At 67.4% G+C, this 20,819-nt stretch carries 12 protein-coding genes and 3 pseudogenes; 9 read left to right on the top strand and 6 right to left on the bottom strand.

Annotated elements, in window-relative coordinates:
• Positions 1 to 5 precede the first annotated feature (5 nt).
• Together FAB82_RS04710 and FAB82_RS04705 are read left to right on the top strand one after the other, a co-directional pair.
• Positions 6 to 2,396 (top strand): hypothetical protein, encoded by a 2,391-nt coding sequence (locus FAB82_RS04710; protein WP_136533391.1) that lies wholly within the window; start codon positions 6 to 8, stop codon positions 2,394 to 2,396.
• Between the two features lie 109 nt (positions 2,397 to 2,505).
• Positions 2,506 to 4,059 carry a hypothetical protein gene (locus FAB82_RS04705; protein ID WP_136533390.1) on the top strand — a complete coding sequence of 518 codons (1,554 nt, stop codon included), beginning with the start codon at positions 2,506 to 2,508 and terminating at the stop codon, positions 4,057 to 4,059.
• A gap of 64 nt (positions 4,060 to 4,123) precedes the next feature.
• Here FAB82_RS04705 and FAB82_RS04700 read toward each other — a convergent pair whose 3' ends face one another.
• On the bottom strand, positions 4,124 to 7,390 hold the full coding sequence (locus FAB82_RS04700; RefSeq protein ID WP_168801415.1) for an AfsR/SARP family transcriptional regulator: 3,267 nt from the start codon (positions 7,388 to 7,390) through the stop codon (positions 4,124 to 4,126).
• Between the two features lie 118 nt (positions 7,391 to 7,508).
• On the opposite strand from FAB82_RS04700, the gene FAB82_RS28315 reads away from it, so the two are divergent.
• Both FAB82_RS28315 and FAB82_RS04695 read left to right on the top strand, forming a co-directional pair.
• On the top strand, positions 7,509 to 7,640 hold the full coding sequence (locus FAB82_RS28315) for a hypothetical protein (RefSeq protein ID WP_281276852.1): 132 nt from the start codon (positions 7,509 to 7,511) through the stop codon (positions 7,638 to 7,640).
• Between the two features lie 13 nt (positions 7,641 to 7,653).
• Positions 7,654 to 8,481, top strand: a complete 828-nt coding sequence (locus FAB82_RS04695; RefSeq protein WP_136533388.1) for a phosphodiester glycosidase family protein — start codon at positions 7,654 to 7,656, stop codon at positions 8,479 to 8,481.
• A gap of 21 nt (positions 8,482 to 8,502) precedes the next feature.
• On the opposite strand, the gene FAB82_RS04690 is transcribed toward FAB82_RS04695, so the two are convergent.
• Both FAB82_RS04690 and FAB82_RS04685 read right to left on the bottom strand, forming a co-directional pair.
• Positions 8,503 to 9,900: an NF041680 family putative transposase gene (locus tag FAB82_RS04690; RefSeq protein ID WP_136533387.1), complete on the bottom strand. Its 1,398-nt coding sequence runs from the start codon at positions 9,898 to 9,900 to the stop codon at positions 8,503 to 8,505.
• A 242-nt stretch (positions 9,901 to 10,142) separates the two neighbouring features.
• Positions 10,143 to 10,445 carry a hypothetical protein gene (locus FAB82_RS04685; RefSeq protein WP_136533386.1) on the bottom strand — a complete coding sequence of 101 codons (303 nt, stop codon included), beginning with the start codon at positions 10,443 to 10,445 and terminating at the stop codon, positions 10,143 to 10,145.
• Between the two features lie 272 nt (positions 10,446 to 10,717).
• Here FAB82_RS04685 and FAB82_RS04680 point away from each other — a divergent pair, with 272 nt between their 5' ends.
• Positions 10,718 to 11,599, top strand: a complete 882-nt coding sequence (locus tag FAB82_RS04680; RefSeq protein WP_136533385.1) for an IS5 family transposase — start codon at positions 10,718 to 10,720, stop codon at positions 11,597 to 11,599.
• A 157-nt stretch (positions 11,600 to 11,756) separates the two neighbouring features.
• Entirely contained in the window at positions 11,757 to 12,869 is a 1,113-nt protein-coding gene (locus FAB82_RS04675; protein WP_136533384.1) for a hypothetical protein, read from the top strand.
• 631 nt (positions 12,870 to 13,500) lie between these two features.
• Here FAB82_RS04675 and ppdK read toward each other — a convergent pair.
• The 3 genes and pseudogenes from ppdK to FAB82_RS04660 all read right to left on the bottom strand — a co-directional run.
• Entirely contained in the window at positions 13,501 to 16,206 is a 2,706-nt protein-coding gene (ppdK, locus tag FAB82_RS04670; protein ID WP_136533383.1) for a pyruvate, phosphate dikinase, read from the bottom strand.
• A 248-nt stretch (positions 16,207 to 16,454) separates the two neighbouring features.
• The gene (locus tag FAB82_RS04665; protein WP_281276851.1) at positions 16,455 to 17,729 is read right to left on the bottom strand and encodes a PP2C family protein-serine/threonine phosphatase; all 1,275 of its coding nucleotides are present in this window, start codon (positions 17,727 to 17,729) and stop codon (positions 16,455 to 16,457) included.
• Between the two features lie 432 nt (positions 17,730 to 18,161).
• Positions 18,162 to 18,920: pseudogene (locus tag FAB82_RS04660) on the bottom strand (IS256 family transposase); the annotation flags it as partial.
• A 196-nt stretch (positions 18,921 to 19,116) separates the two neighbouring features.
• Here FAB82_RS04660 and FAB82_RS28775 point away from each other — a divergent pair.
• From FAB82_RS28775 to FAB82_RS04650, 3 genes and pseudogenes are all read left to right on the top strand, one after another.
• Positions 19,117 to 19,263, top strand: a pseudogene (locus FAB82_RS28775) (helix-turn-helix domain-containing protein); the annotation flags it as partial.
• A gap of 168 nt (positions 19,264 to 19,431) precedes the next feature.
• Positions 19,432 to 19,935, top strand: a pseudogene (locus FAB82_RS28770) (IS30 family transposase); the annotation flags it as partial.
• A 386-nt stretch (positions 19,936 to 20,321) separates the two neighbouring features.
• Positions 20,322 to 20,819: hypothetical protein (locus FAB82_RS04650; RefSeq protein WP_136533379.1), on the top strand; the 498-nt coding region annotated here is incomplete at its 3' end.

Raw genomic sequence — 20,819 nt, 5'->3', positions numbered from 1 at the left:
CCGTCATGGGAGAGATCACCTGGCAGCAGATCAATCAGACGGCGCACCTCGACGCCATCCAGACCGCCATCACCTCCTGGGACACCTACATGGACCAGATCCGCGAGCAGGCCGAAGCGCTTGCCGACGACGTCCCCGGGACCATCGGCGAGGACCACTTCGCCGGTGAGATCGCCGAGAGTTGCCGCTCCCAGCTGAGCAACGTCGCCGCCGAGCTGCAGGACCACCTCGACGAGACCGGCGGGAGGATCAAGACGATCCTCGAAGACGCGCACGAGGGCCTCTCGGAGTGCCATGACGACATGAACGAGCTCGTGAACGACGTGCTGGACGCCAAGTTCTTCATCGACGGCGACGACGAGGTCGACCTGACCGACGCCCGCATCGAGGAGCTCTACGAGGAGGCCCGCACCGAAACCGCCAAGGAAGGCGACCCCGGCACGGTGGGGAAACTGAAGGTCGAGGAGGAACGCCGCGACAAGGCCGAACCGATGACCGAGCGACTGACGACCATCGTCGAGACGGCACGGGGTCACGACGAGGACGCGACCAGCGCCCTGAACGGCATCACCGAGAGCCGGGTCGAGTCGCCGCCCCCGCTGGGCTCGGCCTGGCACTCCGAGGTCGCCCAGTTCTACGTGGACCGGGCCACCGACCTCCTGGCCGGAGGCGAGGACGGGGAGATATCGTCCGAAGAGCTCGACGAGTTCAACGACCTGCTCGACCGCAACGGGCACATCCCGCACTTCGCGACCTCCCTCATGCACGGCTTGGGCGCGGCCGGACTGATGACCGGCGTCGCCGACATCGCGTTCGAGGCCTACCGCAGCGACGACAACGAGCTCAGCCCCGAACAGGCCGAGGAGATGTATGAGCGCCTCGGCGCCACGCTCGCGACCGCCACCGACCCGAACAATGAGCCCCACGTCTACGACGCCTGGGTCACCGACCTCATGAACCTCGGCGGCTCGGACGTCTTGACCAGCGACGGGAGCGGCAGGAGCAACGGCTACCAGCTGCTCGCGCCGATGCTGCCGAACGGCGACTTCCACGCTGATTTCCTGGTCCCCGTTTCCGAGCACATGCTGGCGCTCGACGGCGTCCGAGACTGGTCCGAAGCCCCGCCGCTCTCGGCGTACTCCGGCGTGGACGGTCTTCACGGCAGCAACCCCTTCAACTACGCGCTGGAGGCCCTGGACCGCAACCCCGATGCAGCCGCGAACTTCTTCACGGGTGAAGGGACCCGCTTGGCGGACTACCCCCATGTCGACCTGGACGGCCTCTACCCGGTAGAGGACCCGCTCGAGCACTTGATGGAGCAGGCCACCGACACCTACTCGCCCGACGGGGCGTTCATCAGCGCCGAACTCTTCGGCAACGCCTTGGAATCGGGTGCCACCGGGATGCCCTCCGACACGCCGCTCGACGGAAGCGTGGATCAGCGCCAGCACCTCGAACGCCATGTGGCATTGACCGAGCGTCTGATCGAGTTCACCGGTGACAATCCCGAGCGTTTCGAGGGGCCCGACGCGCCGTTGCGGCACTTGGTGGACAACTTCGGCGATATCGCGATCAACTACATCGCGGACATCAACGCCGGATTCACCTCCGAAACCTTCGACTGGCAGGGCCACTCCCCCGGAGTGTCGCTGGATTTCGGCCCCTACGAATCAGACGGCGTGAACGACCTGAGGCAGTTCATGCAGGCCATCGGTCAGGACCCCGAATCGTTCGGCCGGGTCATGGCGGCCAGCGAACAGTACATCGCGATGGAGCTTCCGCACGCGGTCGACACCGCCACCGCGGCTGCCGCCGACGGCGCCAGAGACGGCTCGGGTGACGTGACCTACGCCATGGAAGAATCCTTCGAGTCGCACAGTCGGATCGTGACCGAGTTGACGAACGGCATGTTCGAGGGCTTCGAGCACGGCGGGTTCGCCGAATACAGTTCGGGCGTCATCGAATCCGTCGACAACGAGCTATGGGAGAACATGAACGGGCGGGAGCAGGCCGTCACCGCCCTCAATCACGGGATCCAGTCCGCGGTGAATTTCGTTCCGGGAACCGAGCTCCTGGGGACTGCGCCCGGGGCGGCGAGCACGGCGTTCACCGACAGCCTCCGTCCCGATATGGCGGGCTACCTCGGCAGCGAGGAGGACTACTTCAAATCGGACATCGTGGTTCACCTGGAAGATTTCGGCCGTGGGCAGTTGGAGGCACTCCAGGCGAACGAGGCCTACGCCGACGACGAGGTCATTCAAGGCCTCGACGTCGACGGACGGGCCGTCGACTTGAGCGAGGGCTACGCGGAACGCCTGAACATTTCGCGGGACGCTTCCGGAGTCCCGGAGGGGCTCTTCGAGAACGGGGACCCCATCTACGAAGAACACGAGTAGACATGCCGGACGCCCGGCCGGTCTCCCCATCGCACCGCGATCCCCGCTGCCTGTTCGCATCGACAGGCGGCGGGGTCGGACCCAGTCCCGCGATACCGAAAGGCCCGACGTGCCCGCAGACCCGATCCCCCGCACCGGGATTCGGCGGTACCTCCGCCGGGTTCCCGCCCCGCTGAAGCGCGCGCCCGCCGCGGCCGCGCTCGGCAACGCCTCGCTCCTCGGCATCGGCTACCTGATACTCGGGCGGCGGCTGACAGCCGCCGTCGCGGCCGCCGCATCGGTGGCGCTCGTGATCGTCCTGGCGGCCGTCGATCCGCCCGCCTGGCCCTGGCGGGCGGCGCTGCTGCTGTGGTGGATCACCACCATGGTCCACGCCTGGCTGCTCGCGCGAGGACGAGTCGGACGACCGGGGCCGGCCGGTCCTCCGGCGCCCCGTCGCCGCGTCCTCGCCGCGACTATCGGCGCCTTCGTGATCGCCCTGGCGGTCCTGACCGGCGTCGACGCACGATGGATCGGCGCCAGAGCCGACGCGGCGCACGAAGCGGGCGAATGCGCGGCCGCCGCTGAGGCGGGCGAACGGTTCTGGACCGCCCACAAGGTCGTCGACGGATCGATCGCCGCACACCTCGACGAGGGCTCCGAGGCCTGCGCCGTCCTACTGCGGGCGCTCGACACCGCCGCATCCGATCCCCTCGCGGCGTCCGAGCACCTGGCCGCCTATATCGCCGACCCCGCGGCCCGCTGGGACGGCGCCGCCGACCTCCGCTCCGAGCTGATGGTGGAGGCGGCCGCGGAACGGTTCGAGGCCGCGCCCGAGGAAGGCCATCCGGCGGTGGAGGCCGCTTTCGAACTGCTCGCCGAGGTCGTCGCGTCCGCGCCCGACCGCGCCGAGCAGGCCCGGGCGCTCGTCGACGACTTCCTCACGACCTACCCCGAGACGGCGGACTCCTGCCGCGTCAAGGACGCCACGGACTGGCTCGGCGAGAGCCCGCCCGCCGCCGCCGACTTCGAGGCCGCCGCGGCCGTCGCGGCCGACCTCGCCCCGGACGCGATCCTCGGCTGCGCCGACTCGCTGATGTCGGAAAGCCGTTGGGGCCAGGCGGGGGAGGCCTATGCGCAGTTGGTCGCGGAGTACCCCGATCACGAGTCGGCGGACCGGGCCCGGGACGGCGCCGAACTGGCCGAGGTCCGCAGTCGCCTCGGCGGCTGGCCCGCCACCGACATGCTCTACGACGTACCCGCCTACTGCGACGATCCGGTCCCTTACTCGGGCGCCCCGGACTATTCGGGTTCGGGGCCGCACCGGATGGCCGTGTTCGGGATGGCGGAAGCGATCGACCTGCCCGCGTCGTGGCAGGCCGAGGACATCACCGAAGCGGCCCTTGTCGTCTGCGTCGGCGACATCGCCGACACCGCCGAAGGCTCCGTGGTGGACACCTGCCGGTACGAGGGCGGGCACGAAGTCGACGTCCACGCGAGGCAGTTCCCTATGACCGCGTTCGCCTTGCGCACAGGCGAGGTCGTCTACTCCGGCGACTTCGAAATCGGCGGCGACTGCCCGCCGGAGATCTTCCTCGACGAGGACGGCACCAAGGAACACAACCGAGTCGCCATCGATGACGAGGATGTGCGCGAGGCGTTCGAGGAGCTGGCCAATCTCTGATCGCGGGTCGGCCGTCGGAGGATCGCGGCGGTGGCGACGCCGCCGCCGCGTCGCCACGAGGCCATCAGTCGGACAGGTCGGCCGGGATAGCGGCGCCCGCGTCGCGGAAGATCTCGCGCGCTCGCATCCGGTGGCGAAGTGCGGCCTCCGGATTGCCTTCCACGTGGCGAATCTCGGCAGTGACGCGGTGCGACTCGGCCTCGCCGAGGCGGTACCCGGTCTCCCGGTTCACCCGCAGCGCGTGATCCGCGTGCGCCGCTGCGTCGGTGGGCCTCCCGAGGCCGAGAGCGATCTCGGCGAGCAGGTTGAGCGTCTGGCCCTCGATGATCCGGTATTCGCATCCTCGGGCCGCCTGGAGTGCGTGTGTCGCCTCCTCATGGGCTTGGTCGAGTTCGCCGAGGCCGTACCTCGCCGCCGCTCGACCCAGTTCGGCTCTGATGCGGAAGTCGGCGGAGTCCTGTTCGGTCAATTCGAGTACGCGATCGTAATGAGTGATCGCCTCATCATGCTCGCCGATCGCGTCGCGGACCAGGGCCAGAGTCCAGAAAGCGCTGGCTTCAAGTCGCCGAACGGGAGATTTCGACAATTCTGCGACAGCCGACTTCGCGTGCTGCAATGCTTCCTCGTCCCGCCCGGCCGTGAGGTGTATTCGTGCCGCTATAAGGAAGAGATCGCAATGATCACTGATGCTGGAGCGGCCGGATTCCAGCTTGAACGCCTCGTCCAGGTGTTCACCGGCCTCGTCGAGTCGCCCCCGCAGATAGTTGGCCTCCGCGAGATCGACGAGCGCGATGGCCCACAAAGCGTCGTCGTCGGTCTTGACGGCCGTCTCCAGCGCCGCCCGGCGGTATTCGATCGCCCTGTCGAGTTCACCGAGATCACTGTGGAGATTTCCGAGCAGTTGCAGGTTGAGCGCCTGGCTGCGGAGCCGACCGAGTTCGCGGTTGACCCGCAATGCCGTAGTGCCGTGAACCAGTCCTTCCCGCAGTTTCCCCGTGAAATAGCACCCGATCGTCAGATTGTGGCCGACCGTGGCCTGCCCCTCAAGCCACCCGGTCGCCGTGGCCAGCCGCGCGGCCCGATAGCAGTGCTCCATCCCCTCCTCCGACCTGTTGCAGCGGATCAGGGCAGCGGCGAAGGTCAACTCGGCGGCGGCTTGGCCGAGTGCGTCACCGGCCCGCTCGGCCGCGTCCAGCGCGGCTCGCCCCAGACGCAGGCACTCGGCACCGTGCATGTTGATCCACATGTAAGCACGGAGGGAGTCGGCGATCCGCCAGGCCACTGCGTACGGCCCGTGTTCGGCGGCATGTTGCACAGCGGCGGTGAGGTTGCCGCGCTCGGCGTCCAACCACTCGGTGGCCTCGCCCGCGAACGGCTCGAACTGCTCGTCTTCGTCGGCCGCTGCCGGCAGGCTGGCCACCCCGGGGTAGAGCCGCTTCCGGCAGGCGTCGGCGCCGCGCCGATACCAGCCCAGCAGCCGTTCGATGGCCTCGATGCGGCGCTGCCCGGCGTCTTCGGATCGGGCGCGTTCTTCGGCGTACAGCCGAAGCAGGTCGTGCAGCCGGTAGCGGCCCGGGCGGTAGTGGTCGATAAGGTGCGCTGCGGCCAACTGGTCCAGGATCGGCTGCACCTCCTCTGTGGAGGTTCCGGCCAGTCTCGCGGCGGCTTCGGACGTGAAGTCCGGCCCCGGAACCAGGCCGAGGAGCCGGAAGAGCCGACGTGCCTCACCGGGCATGACACGGTACGAGGACTCGAACACCGCTCGAATGGCGGCGTCCGGGCTTCCCTCGATCTGGAGCGAGGCCAGAGGACCGTCCTCAGACAGCCGCGCGACGTATCCTGCGACGTCAGGGCGAGTGCCCTCGGCAAGGTTGGCCGCCGCGATGCGCAGCGCCAGCGGCAGACGACCGCACAGCTCGGCGAGGTCGGCGACGGCGGCCGTGTCGGTGTGCCGCCGGTGCAGCAGTCGGGTGAGCAGCGTCTGGGCATCGTCGGAGGCGAGCGGGTCGAGCGTGAGCCGCGATCCGCCGTGCCAGGCGATCAGGTCACTGAGCCGGTGGCGGCTGGTGACCAGCACCATGCATCCCGAGCCGCCCGGCAGCAGCGGCCGCACCTGGTCGGCCGAAGCGGCGTTGTCGAGCACGATCAGCATGCGCCGGTCGACGATCCGGGTGCGGAACCGGGCGGCGGCCTGGTCGGCGTCGAGGGGTACGTTCCCTGCCGGGACGCCGAGCGAGCCGAGCAGGGCCGTCAGCGCCTCGATCGGCCGCAGTGCCGCCTCCCCGCTGTGTCCGCGCAGGTCGAGGTACAGCTGACCGTCGGGGAACCGCTCGGCGACGCGGTGCGCCCAGTGCACGGCCAGGGCGGTCTTGCCGATGCCTCCCATGCCGGTGAGCACGGCTATCGGCACCGGCTCGGACGCGTCGACGATCCCGTCGAGGAACCGCAGTTCGTCGTCCCTGCCGGTGAAGCGGTGGGGCGGGATGGGCAGTTCCCTCGGCACCGGGGCCTGGGCTGTCCCGATGGCCTTCCGGCGCACGGGGGTCCAGGTGACCTCCAGGCTGGAGGTCGCGACGTCCGCGAGGCGATCGTCGTCGCGCAGTATCGCCTGGTGCATGCGCTGCATCAGCTCGCCGGGTTCTATGCCGAGCTCGTTCACGAGCCGTTCGCGGCGGGTTCGGAACACCTCGAGCGCCTCGGTTTGGCGGCCCGCTCGGAACAGCGCGAGCATGAGCAGGATGTCGAACCGTTCGGTGTAAGGATGAGCCCGGGCGAGCTCGTACAGTGGCGCGACGGACTGGTGGTGGTAACCCTGATCGAGCCGGAGTTCGTGGAGCGCCTGCCAGGCGATCAGCCGTTGCTCGGTCAACCGGTTCACCTCGGTGGCGATCAAGCCCATCGGTTCGATGTCGGCATAGGGCTCGCCGCGCCACAGTTCCAGTCCCCGCTCGAGTGAACCGATCGCAGCTTCCAGTTCGCTGCTCGCGCGTTGCCGGCGGGCGCGCTCGTACAGCTCGTCGAAGCGCAGGACGTCGAGTTCCTCGGCGTCGAGGGCGATCTTGTAGCCGCCCGGGCCCCGCTCGATACGCTCCGCATCGTGCAGCGCTCGCCGGATCCGGTGGATGTGGACCTGGAGGGTGGCGTTGGCGCTGGGCGGCGGCGTCTCAGGCCAGAGGGAAGCGGTGAGCACGTCGACGCCGACCTGTGTTCCGGCCCGGGCCAGGAGGATCGCGAGCAGTCTGCGGCGGATCGGCGACAGCGGCGGGTCGGGCTCGCCTTCGACATGGACTTCCAAGGGCCCCAGCACCTTGAAGTCGATCTTGTGAGCCATAGGGATGCTTCCCAAGTCCTTCCGAAGGGGGAGGGTCGGTAGCGACGATCGTACGACAAGCGAACGACAAGCGCCTCCGCATATGCTCTGCCGCTGACGCAATGGGAATGAGGAGATCATGACGCACTTGCGGCGATCCGCGGCGGTCAGCGCGATATTGGCGGTGACAGCCTCGATCGGGCTGTACGGCTGCGAGGGCAAGAACGCGCCGGAAGCCGACGGGCGCGCCGGGTCAGGTGCCCGCCGTTGAGCGCCCTTCGGAGATGGCCGAGAACGCCGGCGCCGTCGCGGTGGTGAACTGCGACTTCTTCAACAACGACGAGAACGCGCACCCAGACGCGCCTCACACGAACGCGCCTGTGGGCCCCGTCATCATGGGAGGCCAGGACATCAAGGCCGCCGTACCCGACAAGCAGCGCATGGGCCCGGCCCGCGACGACCTTGTGTACCCCGGCAGCCCCGACTTCCCCGCCAACCAGACCGTCCTCGGCATCACCACCGCAGGCGAGGCGACGATCACCGAGCTCAGTCTGGACGGCTCACTGCAAACGCGAAGCGGTGAGTTCACCCTGGACGGGTTGAACCAGTACGCCATCCCCGAAGGCGGCATCGGGGCCTTCACCTCCGAGTGGGGAACGGGGCCGCGGCTCCGCGCCATATGCGGAGACGAGGGCGCCAGGAACGGCCCTTGCAGCGACTCGATCCTGGAGATCACCGTCGCCGACGACATCGTCACCGAAGCGACCGTCATCGACGAATGCTGCGAAGCTTCCAGCGATCCGGTCGATGCCGGCGAGGTCGTGTTCGTGGCCCGTGACGCGGCGGCCGACGAACTCGCGGACGTGGCCGTCGGCGACCCGCTCTACTGGGATCACGATCTGGTCGCCCCGGACGGCGCCGAGTTCACCACCGCGATCGGCGGCTACCCCCTGGTCATCGACGGGAGGGGGCTCCCCGGAGTGGATCCCGGCGACCGGCGGCCGCGGACGATCGCGGGGCACGACAAGGACGGCACCACGCTCTTCCTGGCCGTCGTAGAGGAGGCCACCCTCACTGAGGGGTCTTGGAGAATCCGGACACTGCATCGTTGAGTCTGTCTGACGTGTCCTGGGCTATGACCGGGCGTGCTCGAAAGCTTCCCGGACTTCGATCGGTGGGCGGTGTCGGTTGCGTTGCCCGCGTGGGCGTCCTGGACCGGGCTTGGAGTGTTTCGGTGCCCTGGCGAGCCGGGGCAGTTGGGCGTGGAGGTTTGGAAAGTCGCGGCGGACCCTGGCCGGGGTGAGTCGGCCTGGCTTCACGGGGGTCTCCCAGGGCAGGCGGAGATCGGCGGCGAGGGATCGGGCGAGGCCCAGCTGGGTGAACCCGGCGATGATCATCCAGGTCCAGCGGTCGGCTGATTCGGGGTCGCGGACCTGCGGGACGGTCCAGCCCAGGGTCTGCTTGAGGAACCGGAAGGTGTGCTCGATGTCGAAGCGGCGCAGCCATGCCGACCAGATCGTATCGAGCAGGCCGGGGTCGAGGTCTTGGTGTGAGGTCCAGAGCCAGAGCGGTCGGGGTTCGCCGGTGTGTGGGAGGCGTTCGGTCTTCAGGCGGATGAGGGTGCCGTCGATGACCGGGAGTGCGCCCTCGTGCCCGATCCATGCGGCCCGGTGAGTCAGTCGCGAGTGGAGGTCTTCCCATGCCAGGGCTTCGAGCCGTCCGTATCGGACCGTCTCGGTCGAGGTCGCGGTATCGGCCTCGCCCCAGGTGTCGGGGTCGGCCATGCGGAAAGCGTGGCCGTGTTTGGGCGGACGGCCACGGCCGGACCAGGGGCCGGGACTGCCGTAGAGCACCCGGTCTGATCTGAGGCGGCCGACGATGATCACCGGTAGGTCGCGCAACTGCCAGGCCAGGCGCGGGACGTCGTAGCCCGAATCGGTCACGATGGTGATCGCCGGGTCGCCGCTGCGGTGTTGTCCGGCCCTGATCAGGCGGTCGACCACGGCACGCAACTGGAGGGCAGTGGTCTCGGCGGGGTCGTCGTCGGGACCGATGCGGACCGCGTCGAGGATCTGGGTCCATGAACTCGCGCCCGATTCGAGTGCGGCGGCGAAGGAGTAGGACCAGCCGGGCACCATTTGGTCCTGGCCCCGGCCGTGCCCGGACACGTGGCAGTACAAGCGCCCGGGTGCGCAGTTCGCGTCCGGGCGCAGCCACCCGGTCGCATCCACCGCGAGCACGATCCGGCCCCGGATGCGCCCGATCGGCTGCGCCGCGAGGGCATTGCGGAGCTGGTCGGTGTCGATCCGGCCCGCGGCCAGAGCGTCGTAGAGTGCGCCGTGCCCGCGGGTGAACACCCCGGTCAGTGACAGGCCCGGCAGCGAGACCACCGGCCCGGGGCTGCACAGCACCGCGTCGGCGAGTTCGAACAGCGCGTCCGAGCGGGCCCTCAGGCACTGATGGAACTCGGCCCGGAAGGCCCGCAGCGCCCCGGTTCCCGCGTCGGTGTCGGGTTCAGGGAGAATAGACAAACGAAGCCCTTGCTATTTGAGATTCTTTGTGTCGCAACAAGAATCATCAAGCAAGGGCTTCACTCATACTCAAGCGGGGGTGCCAGACCAGCACCAAAGGTTAAAAATCAAGCCTAGGCCGTGTTTGAGAATTGAGGAGGCCTCCGGTTGAATCTGTTGTGCTGCAACAAGGTTCACCCGGAGGCCTTCACCTGTCAGACAAATCCGCTACAACCGCGGAACCACGTCCCTGAACATCACACCTAGACGAACTCGTAGTACCCTTTCCAGACGATGCGGCCGTCGTTGTTTCCTCGCACGCACCAGGCGTTGATATCGCTATGGACTTCTTCTTCGTACTGGCGGGCCACCTCCAGGCACTCGGACTTGAGGATGTAGGCGCCGAAGTAGATCGGGGCCGCGGCAGGCGCGGCGGTGTCGGAGGCCGGGGCCGCCGAAGCGGCGCCGGCGACGGTGAGTCCCGTAAGGGTCGCCGCCATCGCGAGCCCGGCGAGCATCGCCGAGACCCTTCGCACGTTCTTCTTGAGCATACTGTTCATGGACATCGTGTTCCTTCTGCTGCCGTCGTTGAGCCTTCTGCTGATGCAGGAGAGGGACCGTGCTCGAAACTCGGCCGACCACCCCGTACGGGTCGACCGAAACGGGCCGCCACCGAGATCAGTCTGGTGGCGGGAGCCGACCCGTACAAGGCGGAATGCAGGCGGAATGCAGGCGGAATGCAGGCGGAACAAAGGCAGGAATCCCCGAACACGCCCTAGGGTCGTGTCTGAGAATTGAGGAAGCCTCCTGTTGAATCTGTTGTGCTGCAACAAGATTCATAAACTCAGGAGGCTTCCTTGTCGGCGTATCAACCCGTGGGGAACTCAGTGACCGCCAGTGGAAGCACCTGCGGAAATGGATGCCGGCTCCTGCCCGGCGGGGCAGGCCGATCACCAGGCCACGACGTCAGCTGGTCAACGGGGTCGCCTGGCGGGTGCGGGTCGGCTCGCCCTGGCGGGACGTGCCCGGCCGCTTCGGGCCCTGGCCGACCATCTACTGGCTGTTTCGGACCTGGCAGCTCGAGGGCACCTGGATCCTGCTGGTGCGGATGCTCCTGCGCTTCACCGACGATCATGGAGGATTGACCTGGGAAGTCAGCGTCGACTCCACGACCGTTCGCGCCCACATCAGCGCCGCCGGTGCCGGGAAGCACCCCGTGGAAGGCGAACCGCACGACCACGCCCTCGGCCGCTCCCGAGGCGGCTGGACGACCAAGATTCACCTCGCCACTGACACGAACCAGCAGGTCATGGCGATGACGCTCACCCCGGGTCAGGCCGGGGACAGCCCCCAATTTCAGAAGGTGCTGAACAAGATCAGCGTGCCCCGACCCGGCCCGGGAAGACCGCGCACCCGACCGAGCCGAGTCCTCGCCGATAAGGCCTACCCCAGCCGCGCGAACCGCGCCTACCTGCGTCGCCGCGACATTCAGGCCGTCACCCCCGACAAGAAGGACCAGCGCCGCTCCCGCAAAGCCAAAGGCCGCCTCGGCGGGCGGCCTCCCGCGTTCGACCGCGAGGCCTACAAACGACGCAACATCGTCGAACGAACCATCGGCCGCCTCAAACGCTTCCGCGGCGTCGCAACCAGGTACGACAAACTCGCAGTCCGATACGAGGCCACCATCCACGTCGCCATCATCCTCGACTGGCAACCCTGAATTCTCAAACACGGCCTAGGCCGCTCGGCACCTCGCACACCATGAGCCCAAGGAAGGCACTGATCTGCTGCGACAGTTCGCCACTGATCCGGATCTGGACGACACGGCCAGACTGAGTGCGATAGTTGTGCTGGCCCGGCGAGATCGAGAATCTGGAATGCGTTGGCTGCGGGGATTGGCCAGCGATCGGTCGCTTGAAGACTCGGTACGCGTCAGCGCCGCGCACCGCTTCGCCTGCATCGACGGGAGCGGCGACGGTGTCGAATACTTGCGCACCTTCGCGGCAGGGGAATCGGTGGACAGCAGAGCCAGCCTTGAAGCGGCCGAGAGGCTGCTCGAATTCGATCGCGAAGCCGGTCTGGAGGCCCTGAAGTCGCTTGCCTCGAATGCCGATCACGGTGCGGGCATCGAGGTGGAAGCAGCTTGGAACCTGATGCGACATGGCGTCTCTGACGGAATGCGCTTCCTGCATGCCTTCGCAAACGGTCAGGACGATCGGATGCAGGCGGTAAAGGCTATGCGACGACTCGCCTCATTCGATCCGGAAACGGCCTATGACCGCTTCGCCGCGCTCGTGGCCGATGCCTCCCTGTCGGGCTTCGACAGGGTGGAAGCAGCCGACGCTCTGGCCCGATTCGACCGCATCGCCGGAGTGACCGCATTGCGGAATTTTGCAGAGGGATCAGAGCTAGGCGATGCCGCCAGAACCGTCGCTGCCCGCGACCTGGTCGAGTACGACCGCACCAGCGGCATCGACTTGATTCGATCGTTGGCCAATGACAAGACCCTGGAAGATTCTGCGCGCGTGTCAGCGGCCGATGACCTGACATGGAGGCGTCGTGCCGAGGGACTGGCGCTGCTCCGAGACTTGACCGCCGACACCACACTGGATGGGATTGCCAGGGTTAATGCCGCTAAGTGCCTGGCGGATTGTGCCAAACGCGAAGGCATCGAAGTGCTGCAGAGGCTCACCGCAGACCCAGAACTCAGTGAAACCGCTCGCTGCTGGGCGGAGATCGCACTCGCCGATCGCGACATTGAAGTGCAGGCGTCGCTGATGCGAGCACAGGGTGCGCGTAAAGCCATCGACATTGATGCCGTGCGCGCCGCGTCGCTGTCGCTCGTCGGACTACACCCGCGATACGGGCATCGGGCCGAACGCTACGTTCGAAGCATTGCCTTAGAGTTCGAAACCAGCGCCAAGTTGCTACTCGTTCGAGCCTTCGGTGTCGGAGGTCGCCGGTCACCTGCAGTGGGGCATCGAGTGTGACAGAGTTCGAGGCGTCTTTCGTTCTGGACTCACTCCTACGTATTGCCGCTGCCGGACTGGTGGTTCGGCAGCGGCACCGAAGGTGCTCGTTAGACAGACCATGAAGCGTCTTTGGAAATCCAGGGTTGAGCCATGGTTCGACGGGTTCGTGACCATCGGAGGTTCCCGATGAGCGCGGGGGCCGCAGCGATGTGGGTGGCGGTGCCCGCCGCGGGTCGGGGCCGTGGTCCCTTGATGACGGGAAGTTGGTCACCACAGGGCGCAGGGCGCGGGGCGACAGGAGTGGCATGGAGGTGTTACCGCACGCTTCCAGGAGGAAGCCATGAACACGCCCGGGCCGTCATCGTCGGCGGAGGATTCGCCGGCCTTGCGACCGCTTCTACCCTGCGTCGAAGTCTCGGCGACCGGGTCGACCTGACGCTGGTGACCGACCGGCCCGACTTCGTGTTCAGGCCGGCTCAGATATATGTGCCCTTCGGCGGCGCCGAGGACGACCTGCGACTCCCGCTCGAACCACCCGCGGCCCGTCCCGTGTCTCCGGTCAGCCCAGGCGTCGGGCGATCGGGTCGGACTCGTCGCAGACGGCCCGCATCTCGTTCACCCTTCTCGGTCGTCTCCGCAGCCGGAGCGGTCACCGCGTATCGCCTTCGGCCGTCGGCTTCAGCACCGCGGCCCGGCCGGCCTCGAGCCTCGCGATCGGCACCCGGAACGGTGAGCACGACACGTAGTCGAGCCCGATCCGGTCGAAGAAGCGGACCGAGGAGGGGTCGCCGCCGTGCTCGCCGCAGACGCCGATCAGCAGGTCCTCGCGTGCGGCGCGGCCCTCCTCGACCGCGATCGCGACCAGTCGCCCGACGCCTTCCTCGTCGAGGGACTCGAACGGCGAGGCCGCGAAAATACCCTTCTCGAGATACGCCGGGAAGAACGAGCCTTCGACATCGTCACGCGAGAATCCCCACGTGGTCTGGGTCAGGTCGTTGGTGCCGAACGAGAAGAACTCGGCGTGCTCGGCGATGCGTCCGGCGGTGAGCGCGGCCCGCGGCAGCTCGATCATCGTGCCGATCTTGGCGCGGATATCGATCCCGGACGCCTCCGAGACGTCATGGAGGACGCGCTCGATCTCCTCGCGCATCAGCTCGAACTCCTCGGTTCCGCCGATGAGCGGCACCATGATCTCGGGTCGCGGGTCGTCCCCGGCCCTGATCCGCGCCGCGGCCGCCTCGGCGATCGCGTGAACCTGCATGGCCACCAGGCCCGGCACGACCAGGCCGAGCCGGACCCCGCGCAGTCCCAGCATGGGGTTCTGCTCGTGGAGGCGGCGGACCGCCCGGAGCAGCCGGACGTCGCCCAGGTCAACTTCGCCGCGTGCTTCGGCCAGTGCCACTTTGACCGACAGCTCGGTGAGGTCGGGCAGGAACTCGTGGAGCGGCGGGTCGATGAGCCGGATCGTCACCGGCAGCCCGTCCATCTCGGCCAAGATGCCGACGAAGTCGCCCAGCTGCATCGGCAGCAGCTCGGCGAGCACCTTGTCCTGTTCTTCCGCGGACTCGGCGAGGATGAGCTCTTCGACGTGGTGGCGGCGTTCGCCGAGGAACATGTGCTCGGTACGGCACAGGCCGATGCCGTCCGCCCTGAACCGGCGGGCCCGTTTCGCATCGTCCGGGGTGTCGGCATTGGCGTGGACGCCGAGGCGCCGCCGCTCGTCGGCGTAGATCATCATGCGGGAGACCGCCTGGACCACCGGGTCGCGGCGGCGCTGCTCGGCATCGAGGCGGCCTTCGAAGTACTCGACGACCGGTGAGGGTACCACGTCGATCGCCCCCGCATAGACGCAGCCACTGGTCCCGTCGATGGAGATCGTGTCGCCTTCGCGCACGACGACGCCGCCTGGCGCGGTGAACTGCCGCTGCTCGGCGTCTATCTCCAGACCGTCCGCGCCGACCACGCAGGTCTTGCCCATGCCACGTGCGACGACCGCGGCGTGCGAGGTCTTGCCGCCGCGGCTGGTGAGGACGCCATCGGCGGCGATGATGCCGGGGAGGTCGTCAGGGCTGGTCTCGCGCCGCACCAGGATCGTCTTCCCCTCGGTGTCGGCGGCGGACGCGGAGTCGAAGACGGCGACGCCGACGGCCGCGCCAGGCGAGGCCGGAACGCCGGTGGCGATCGGCTTGGCTTCGAATTGCGGGTCGAACTGCGGGAACATCAGCTGCGCGAGTTGGTCGCCGGTCACCCGGCCCAAGGCCTCCTTGACGTCGATGAGCCCGTCGTCGAGGAACTGGATCGCCATTCGGAAGGCGGCTGCGGCGGTGCGCTTGCCGATCCGGGTCTGGAGCATCCACAGTTTCCCGCGCTCGATGGTGAACTCGACGTCGCACAGGTCCCGGTAGTGGTCCTCCAGCAGGGCCATGATGCGCCTGAGCTCCGCAAGGGAGCCGGGGTCGAGCCGTTCGAGGTCTTGGAGGGGGACGGGGGTCCGGATCCCGGCGACGACGTCCTCGCCTTGGGCTTCGGAGAGGTAGTCCCCGTAGACGCCCGGCGCTCCGGTGGCGGGGTCGCGGGTGAACGCGACGCCGGTGCCGGAGTCGGGCCCGAGGTTGCCGTAGACCATGGCCATCACGTTGACGGCGGTGCCGAGGTTGTGGGGGATGCGCTCCTGGCGGCGGTAGACGCGGGCGCGTTCGGTGTTCCAGGACTCGAACACGGCCCGGATCGCCATGTCGAGCTGCTCGCGGGGGTCTTGGGGGAACTCGCGGCCGGTCGCGTCGCGGATGATCGCCTTGTATACCGCGACCACGCCGCGCAGTGCGGCCGCGTCCAGGTCCACATCGCCCGCCGCACCGCTCGACCGTTCAGCCGCGTCGAGCGCGGCGCCGAACCGGGCGGCGTCGATGCCGAGCACTGTGGATCCGAACATCTGAATGAGCCGCCGATAGGAGTCCCAGGCGAACCGCTCGCTCCCCGCGGCGGCCGCGAGCCCGTCCACAGAATCGTCGTTGAGTCCGATATCGAGGATGGTCTCCATCATGCCGGGCATGGAGAATTTCGCGCCCGACCGCACCGAGACGAGCATCGGGTCCACAGCCGATCCGAGGCGCTTGCCGCGCTCGGCCTCGAGCCGGGCCAGGTGCGCGTCGATCTCGTCGGCCAGCTCGGGCGGCATGTTCCCGTCGGTCAGGTATCGGCGGCACGCACCGGTGGCGATGGTGAATCCCGGCGGGACGGGCAAGCCGAGATTGGTCATCTCGGCGAGCCCGGCGCCCTTGCCTCCCAGCAGGTCCTTGTGGTCCTTGTCGCCTTCATTGAATGCGAACACGAATCTACGGTTCGTTCCGGCCATCTCTCCGACCTCCTAGACACAGGTGCTTTCGTCCATTGGAACTCGCGCCGGGCCGCCATGTGCGGGTCCGACGGACCCGAGCACCGCCGACTTTCGTCCCGGCGGGTCGGGCCGCCTTGCAGGCAGGGACCGACGGGTCCGTCGCAGGATCCCTGATAGCGCCGAACCGCGATCGGTGGACGCCGCCTTGCGCGGCGCTGGTCGTCCGACGTCATGGTCGGCGGCCGGACCGGCGCGTGCGTGGTCCATTACAACCGGACGATGATCAGGGAGATGTCGTCGCTCCCGCCGCCGGCCACGCCGAGTTCGTCCAGCACCGCATCGGCCAGCTGCCGTGGACTTCGGGTGCAGTGGCGCGACAGGGCCTCGCACAGCCGGTTCAGACCCACGTCGATATCCTCGCTCCGCCGTTCGATCAGGCCGTCCGTGTAGAGCACCAGCGTGTCACCCGAGGTGTAGGCATGTCCCGCCTGTGAGCAGGGGACATGCTGCGGACGGGCTCCCAGAGGCGGGTCGACGTGTTGGTCCAGCAGCTCGCATTCGCCGTCCGGGTGCACCAGGGCCGGGGGCGGGTGCCCCGAGTTGCTGTAGATGATCAGTCCGTTGCTGGGATCCACCATCGCCTTGACGGCCGTGGTGTTCAGCGCGCCCTCCATTGAGCGGGCGTACAAGCTCAGGACCTCGAGGGCATGGGCAGGCCGCTCCAAGGCGCGGATTGCGGCGTTCAGCACGCTGCGGAGCATGCCCATGACCGCGGCGGCCTCCAAGCCGTGCCCGACGACGTCGCCGACCCCGACCGAGAAGCGGTCGCCCGACAGGTCGACCAGGTCATACCAGTCGCCGCACACGTTCAAGGTCTCGATGGCCGGTAGATACCGCACCGCGACATCGGGATGCTTCTCGAGGTCCGGCGTCAGCAGCATGGCCTCCTGGAGCGTGACGGCGACCTGCCGTTCGCGCAGGTTGGCCTGCTGCAGTTCCTCGTTGAGGTCGTGGAGCTCGCGGGCCCGATCATAGAGCTCGGCTTCCAGAGCGATCCGCCCGGAAAGCTCGCCGGCCGGCAGTTGCTGGCTGAGGGCGCTGGACCGGACGAACGCGGTCACGTCGTCCGAGCGGATGAAAATCCATTCGACGCTGCCGTCCGAGCCGATGATCGGTGTGAAGACCGGCGACCACCAGCGCTCCTCGAACTCGCCGGGCTGCCCTGCGACGGGGATGTCGTACTTCAAGATCAAGGAGTCCTGCTTCCCAGTGGCCAGGACCCGGCTCACTGAGGCCTTCACTTTCCGCATGCCGCCGTCGGCACTGGGATCGAAGGCGTTCTCCGGGAAGGCATCGAAGAGGTCCCGCCCGATCAGTTCCTCTCGCGTGCGGCCGGTGGCCTCGAGGTAGGCCCGATTGGCCTCGACGATCATCAGATCCGGGGCGATCACAATGCACGGGGAGGGCATCGCCGCGAACCATGCGGCATAGTCAGGATCCGCCGTATCCGACCGCCTCTGTGCCCCAGGCTCAGCAACCACTTCAGCCCCCTCTATTTATGTCATACCAGGTACCGGGGACGAAAACCCCGGAATGCGTGGCCGAGCGGTTCCCCAGGATGGTCGCGGCCGCAACTTGGCGCCGTCCGGCGGTTAGAGGACCGCCCGAACCTGTTCACGGATGTCGCCGAGGCCATCCCCGACACGCTCGAAGCGGTATCGCTGGACCACGAGGTACCGGATGCCGAATTGACACGCACCCTCCAGCAGTCGGGCACGGCTCGGAAAGCACAGCGGACCGGCTCAGTCGGATTCCGATGCGCCCGCTGAACCGAGCCGCTTCGGGTCCCGGCCCGCTGGTCGGGGGAGAGGCGTCGATCCCGGAGAACGCAATCGAGGCGGCGCACCGCTGGCTCGACCGTGGTGGGACTGTTCATCTAACGGTGTTACTGGCCTGTAGTTCTCGGTTGGTTGCTATCGATTGGTGTCGATTCCCAGGCGGTCTGGGAAGGTGGTCTCGAACGCATGCAAGGCGATCTTCCAGCGGATGCACCAACGTTTCTGGCCGGTGCCGGTCGGATCCAGAGCCATCAGCGCCATGTAGATGCACTTCATCGCGGCGGTCTCGGTCGGGAAGTGCCCGCGGGCGTTGACGGCCCTGCGGATGCGCGCATTGATCGATTCGATCGCGTTGGTGGAACACACGAGCTTACGGATTTCGATGTCCCAGGCCAGGAACGGGACGAAGGTCGCCCACTGAGTGTCCCAGAGCCGGACGATGGTCGGGTAGCGTTCGCCCCAGTTCTCGGCGAGGACGTCGAACTCGGCCCTGGCGTCGGCTTCGGAAGCGGCCTGGTAGACCGGTTTCAGATCGCGGCGCAGCGCGTCCCAGTCGCGTTTGGACGCGTAGCGGTAGGAGTTCCTGAGCAGGTGGATGATGCAGGTCTGGACCTGGGCGTCGGGCCAGACCGCCTCGATCGACTCCGGTAGGCCCTTGAGCCCGTCGCAGACGACCATGAGCGTGTCCTTCACACCCCGGTTGCGGATCTCGGCCAGGACCCTGAGCCAGTACTTCGCGCCTTCTTCGTCGCCGGGCTCGCCGGCCCAGATCCCCATGATCTCCCGCATCCCTTCGACCGTCACCGCCAGAGCCATGTAGATCGGCCGGTTCGTCACGGTCCCTTCGCGGACCTTGACGCGGATCGCGTCGATGAAGATCACCGGATAGACCTCTTGAGTTCTATCGGTGGTTGCGAGCATCATCCAGAAGGGATGTTCGGTGCCCCGATACGCGCCCAACAAGGTGCCGACAGCGGTCAAGAAGCGCTACTTCGAGTTGCTCAGGGAGGGTTACAAGGGCGCAGCGGCGGCCCGGGAGGTAGGGGTATCCACCAGCTGCGGATCGTTGTGGTTCATCGATGCTGGGAGCATGCTCGTTCCCGACACAGCCCCGATCTCGCCCCGATTCCTCACCCAGGACGACCGCATCGCCATCGCCGACGGTCTCCACGCCGACCAGACGGTCAAGGTCATCGCCGCATCGATCGACAAGAGCTACCAGACTGTCTACCGCGAGATCGGCCGCAACAGCAAGCCCGACGGGCGCTACCAGCCCTGGTGGGCCCACAACCAGGCGCTGTTGCGCCGGAGCCGCCCCAAGGAGCACAAGATCCGGGCCGGTGCCTCACTGCGGAAGCTGGTGCGCGACAAGCTCAACGAGCAGTGGTCGCCGCAGCAAGTCGCGCGTCCGGCCGAGGTCGAGGACCGCCGTACTGCCGGGCACTGGGAGGGTGACCTCATCATCGGCCGGGCCCAGTCCTCGGCGATCGGCACCCTGGTCGAGCGCACCACCCGTTACCTGCGGCTCATCCACCTCCCGGGCGGCTGGAAAGCCCCGCAGGTCCGCAACGCACTGGTCGTCCAGACCGCCGACATCCCTTGGGAGCTGCGCAGGACCCTCACCTGGGACCAAGGCCGAGAGCTCACCCTGCGCGAGGACATCGAGGTACTGACCGGGTTCCGGATCTACTTCTGCGACCCGCACTCGCCATGGCAGCGCGGCGCGAACGAGAACACGAACGGCCTGCTGCGCCAATACTTCCCCAAAGGCACCGACCTGGCCGTCCACACCGCGCGAGACCTCCAGGCGGTCGCCCGTCAACTCAACACCAGGCCCCGACTCGTCCTCGGCGACAAGACCCCCGAAGAGGCCATGCGAGAATGGAGCAAACACCTCTCACCCAGCTGATTCTCAACCACCACTAGGAACCGCCGAAGGGCTGTTCGCACTTCAGATGAGAATTCCACGGGCTTCCGTGTCATCACGGTGGTGTTCTCCGAATCTGGAGCGGAGACCGTCCGCTGCGGTTGACGTGATGGCCGCAGATGAAGCCGCCCCCATGAGATGATCTCGGATGTCTCCGGCATGGCCACCGCTGGGCTTGACGGCTTCTGCATGGGCAACCGCGAGTCCTGGGCGCGGCCGAAATCCAGGAATCCAACGGCCGCAAAGCTTCCAATGTCGAAATAGCGGAACCTTCCGTGCGTTCCGAACGTCAAAGCTCCCGTGATCGACGGCAGGTCGATCGCGCCGGTCCCCGAACCGGTCCACCCCCCGCCCGAATGGAGCTACCCGTGAGAATCCAGAAGACCGCCGTCGCCTGCGCTTTGGCGCTGTTCGCGGCCGGATGCGCGGCCACAGGTGAACAAGGCACCGATGACGCCGGATTGTCCGACCCCATCTTTGAACGCCCGACCTACACCCCGGGCGTGTCCGTAGACGACTTCTGCCCCGAAGGCGAGGAGATCGAGGCGCTGGAGGCGACGCCGGAGTCCTCCCAGGTCAGGCTCTGGCACAACAACACCATTTCCATCGACGGCACCGTCGACCCGGCGCCGGAGAAGCTGGCTTGCTCCTACTTCTATACGAAAGGCGACGAGCCCGTCGACCGGCTCACCGACGACATCGCCACCCCGGTGGTCGAATTGAATATCCTGGAGGAGGCTTCCGATGCGGAGGTCAACTCGGCCCTGGATCCCGCGGACTTCCCCGAGTTCCCCGAGTACTTCCAGATCACCGGTTGGGACCACACCGCCACCGAGGAGGAGACCGAGACCTGCCTCACGGACCCC

Source organism: Glycomyces buryatensis, from assembly GCF_004912275.1.
Taxonomy (GTDB): Bacteria; Actinomycetota; Actinomycetes; order Mycobacteriales; family Micromonosporaceae; genus Glycomyces; species Glycomyces buryatensis.
Note: the sequence above shows the minus strand (reverse complement) of the source record. Positions and strands in the feature narration are given on the sequence as shown.

Bases quoted from the DNA above. Each gene is read 5' to 3' on its own strand.
- ppdK (WP_136533383.1), bottom strand. From the start codon at position 16,206: ATGGCCGGAACGAACCGTAGATTCGTGTTCGCATTCAATGAAGGCGAC.
- FAB82_RS04700 (WP_168801415.1), bottom strand. From the start codon at position 7,390: ATGGCTCACAAGATCGACTTCAAGGTGCTGGGGCCCTTGGAAGTCCAT.
- FAB82_RS04675 (WP_136533384.1), top strand. From the start codon at position 11,757: ATGCGTTGGCTGCGGGGATTGGCCAGCGATCGGTCGCTTGAAGACTCG.
- FAB82_RS04685 (WP_136533386.1), bottom strand. From the start codon at position 10,445: ATGTCCATGAACAGTATGCTCAAGAAGAACGTGCGAAGGGTCTCGGCG.
- FAB82_RS04695 (WP_136533388.1), top strand. From the start codon at position 7,654: ATGGCCGAGAACGCCGGCGCCGTCGCGGTGGTGAACTGCGACTTCTTC.
- FAB82_RS04710 (WP_136533391.1), top strand. From the start codon at position 6: ATGGGAGAGATCACCTGGCAGCAGATCAATCAGACGGCGCACCTCGAC.
- FAB82_RS28315 (WP_281276852.1), top strand. From the start codon at position 7,509: ATGACGCACTTGCGGCGATCCGCGGCGGTCAGCGCGATATTGGCGGTG.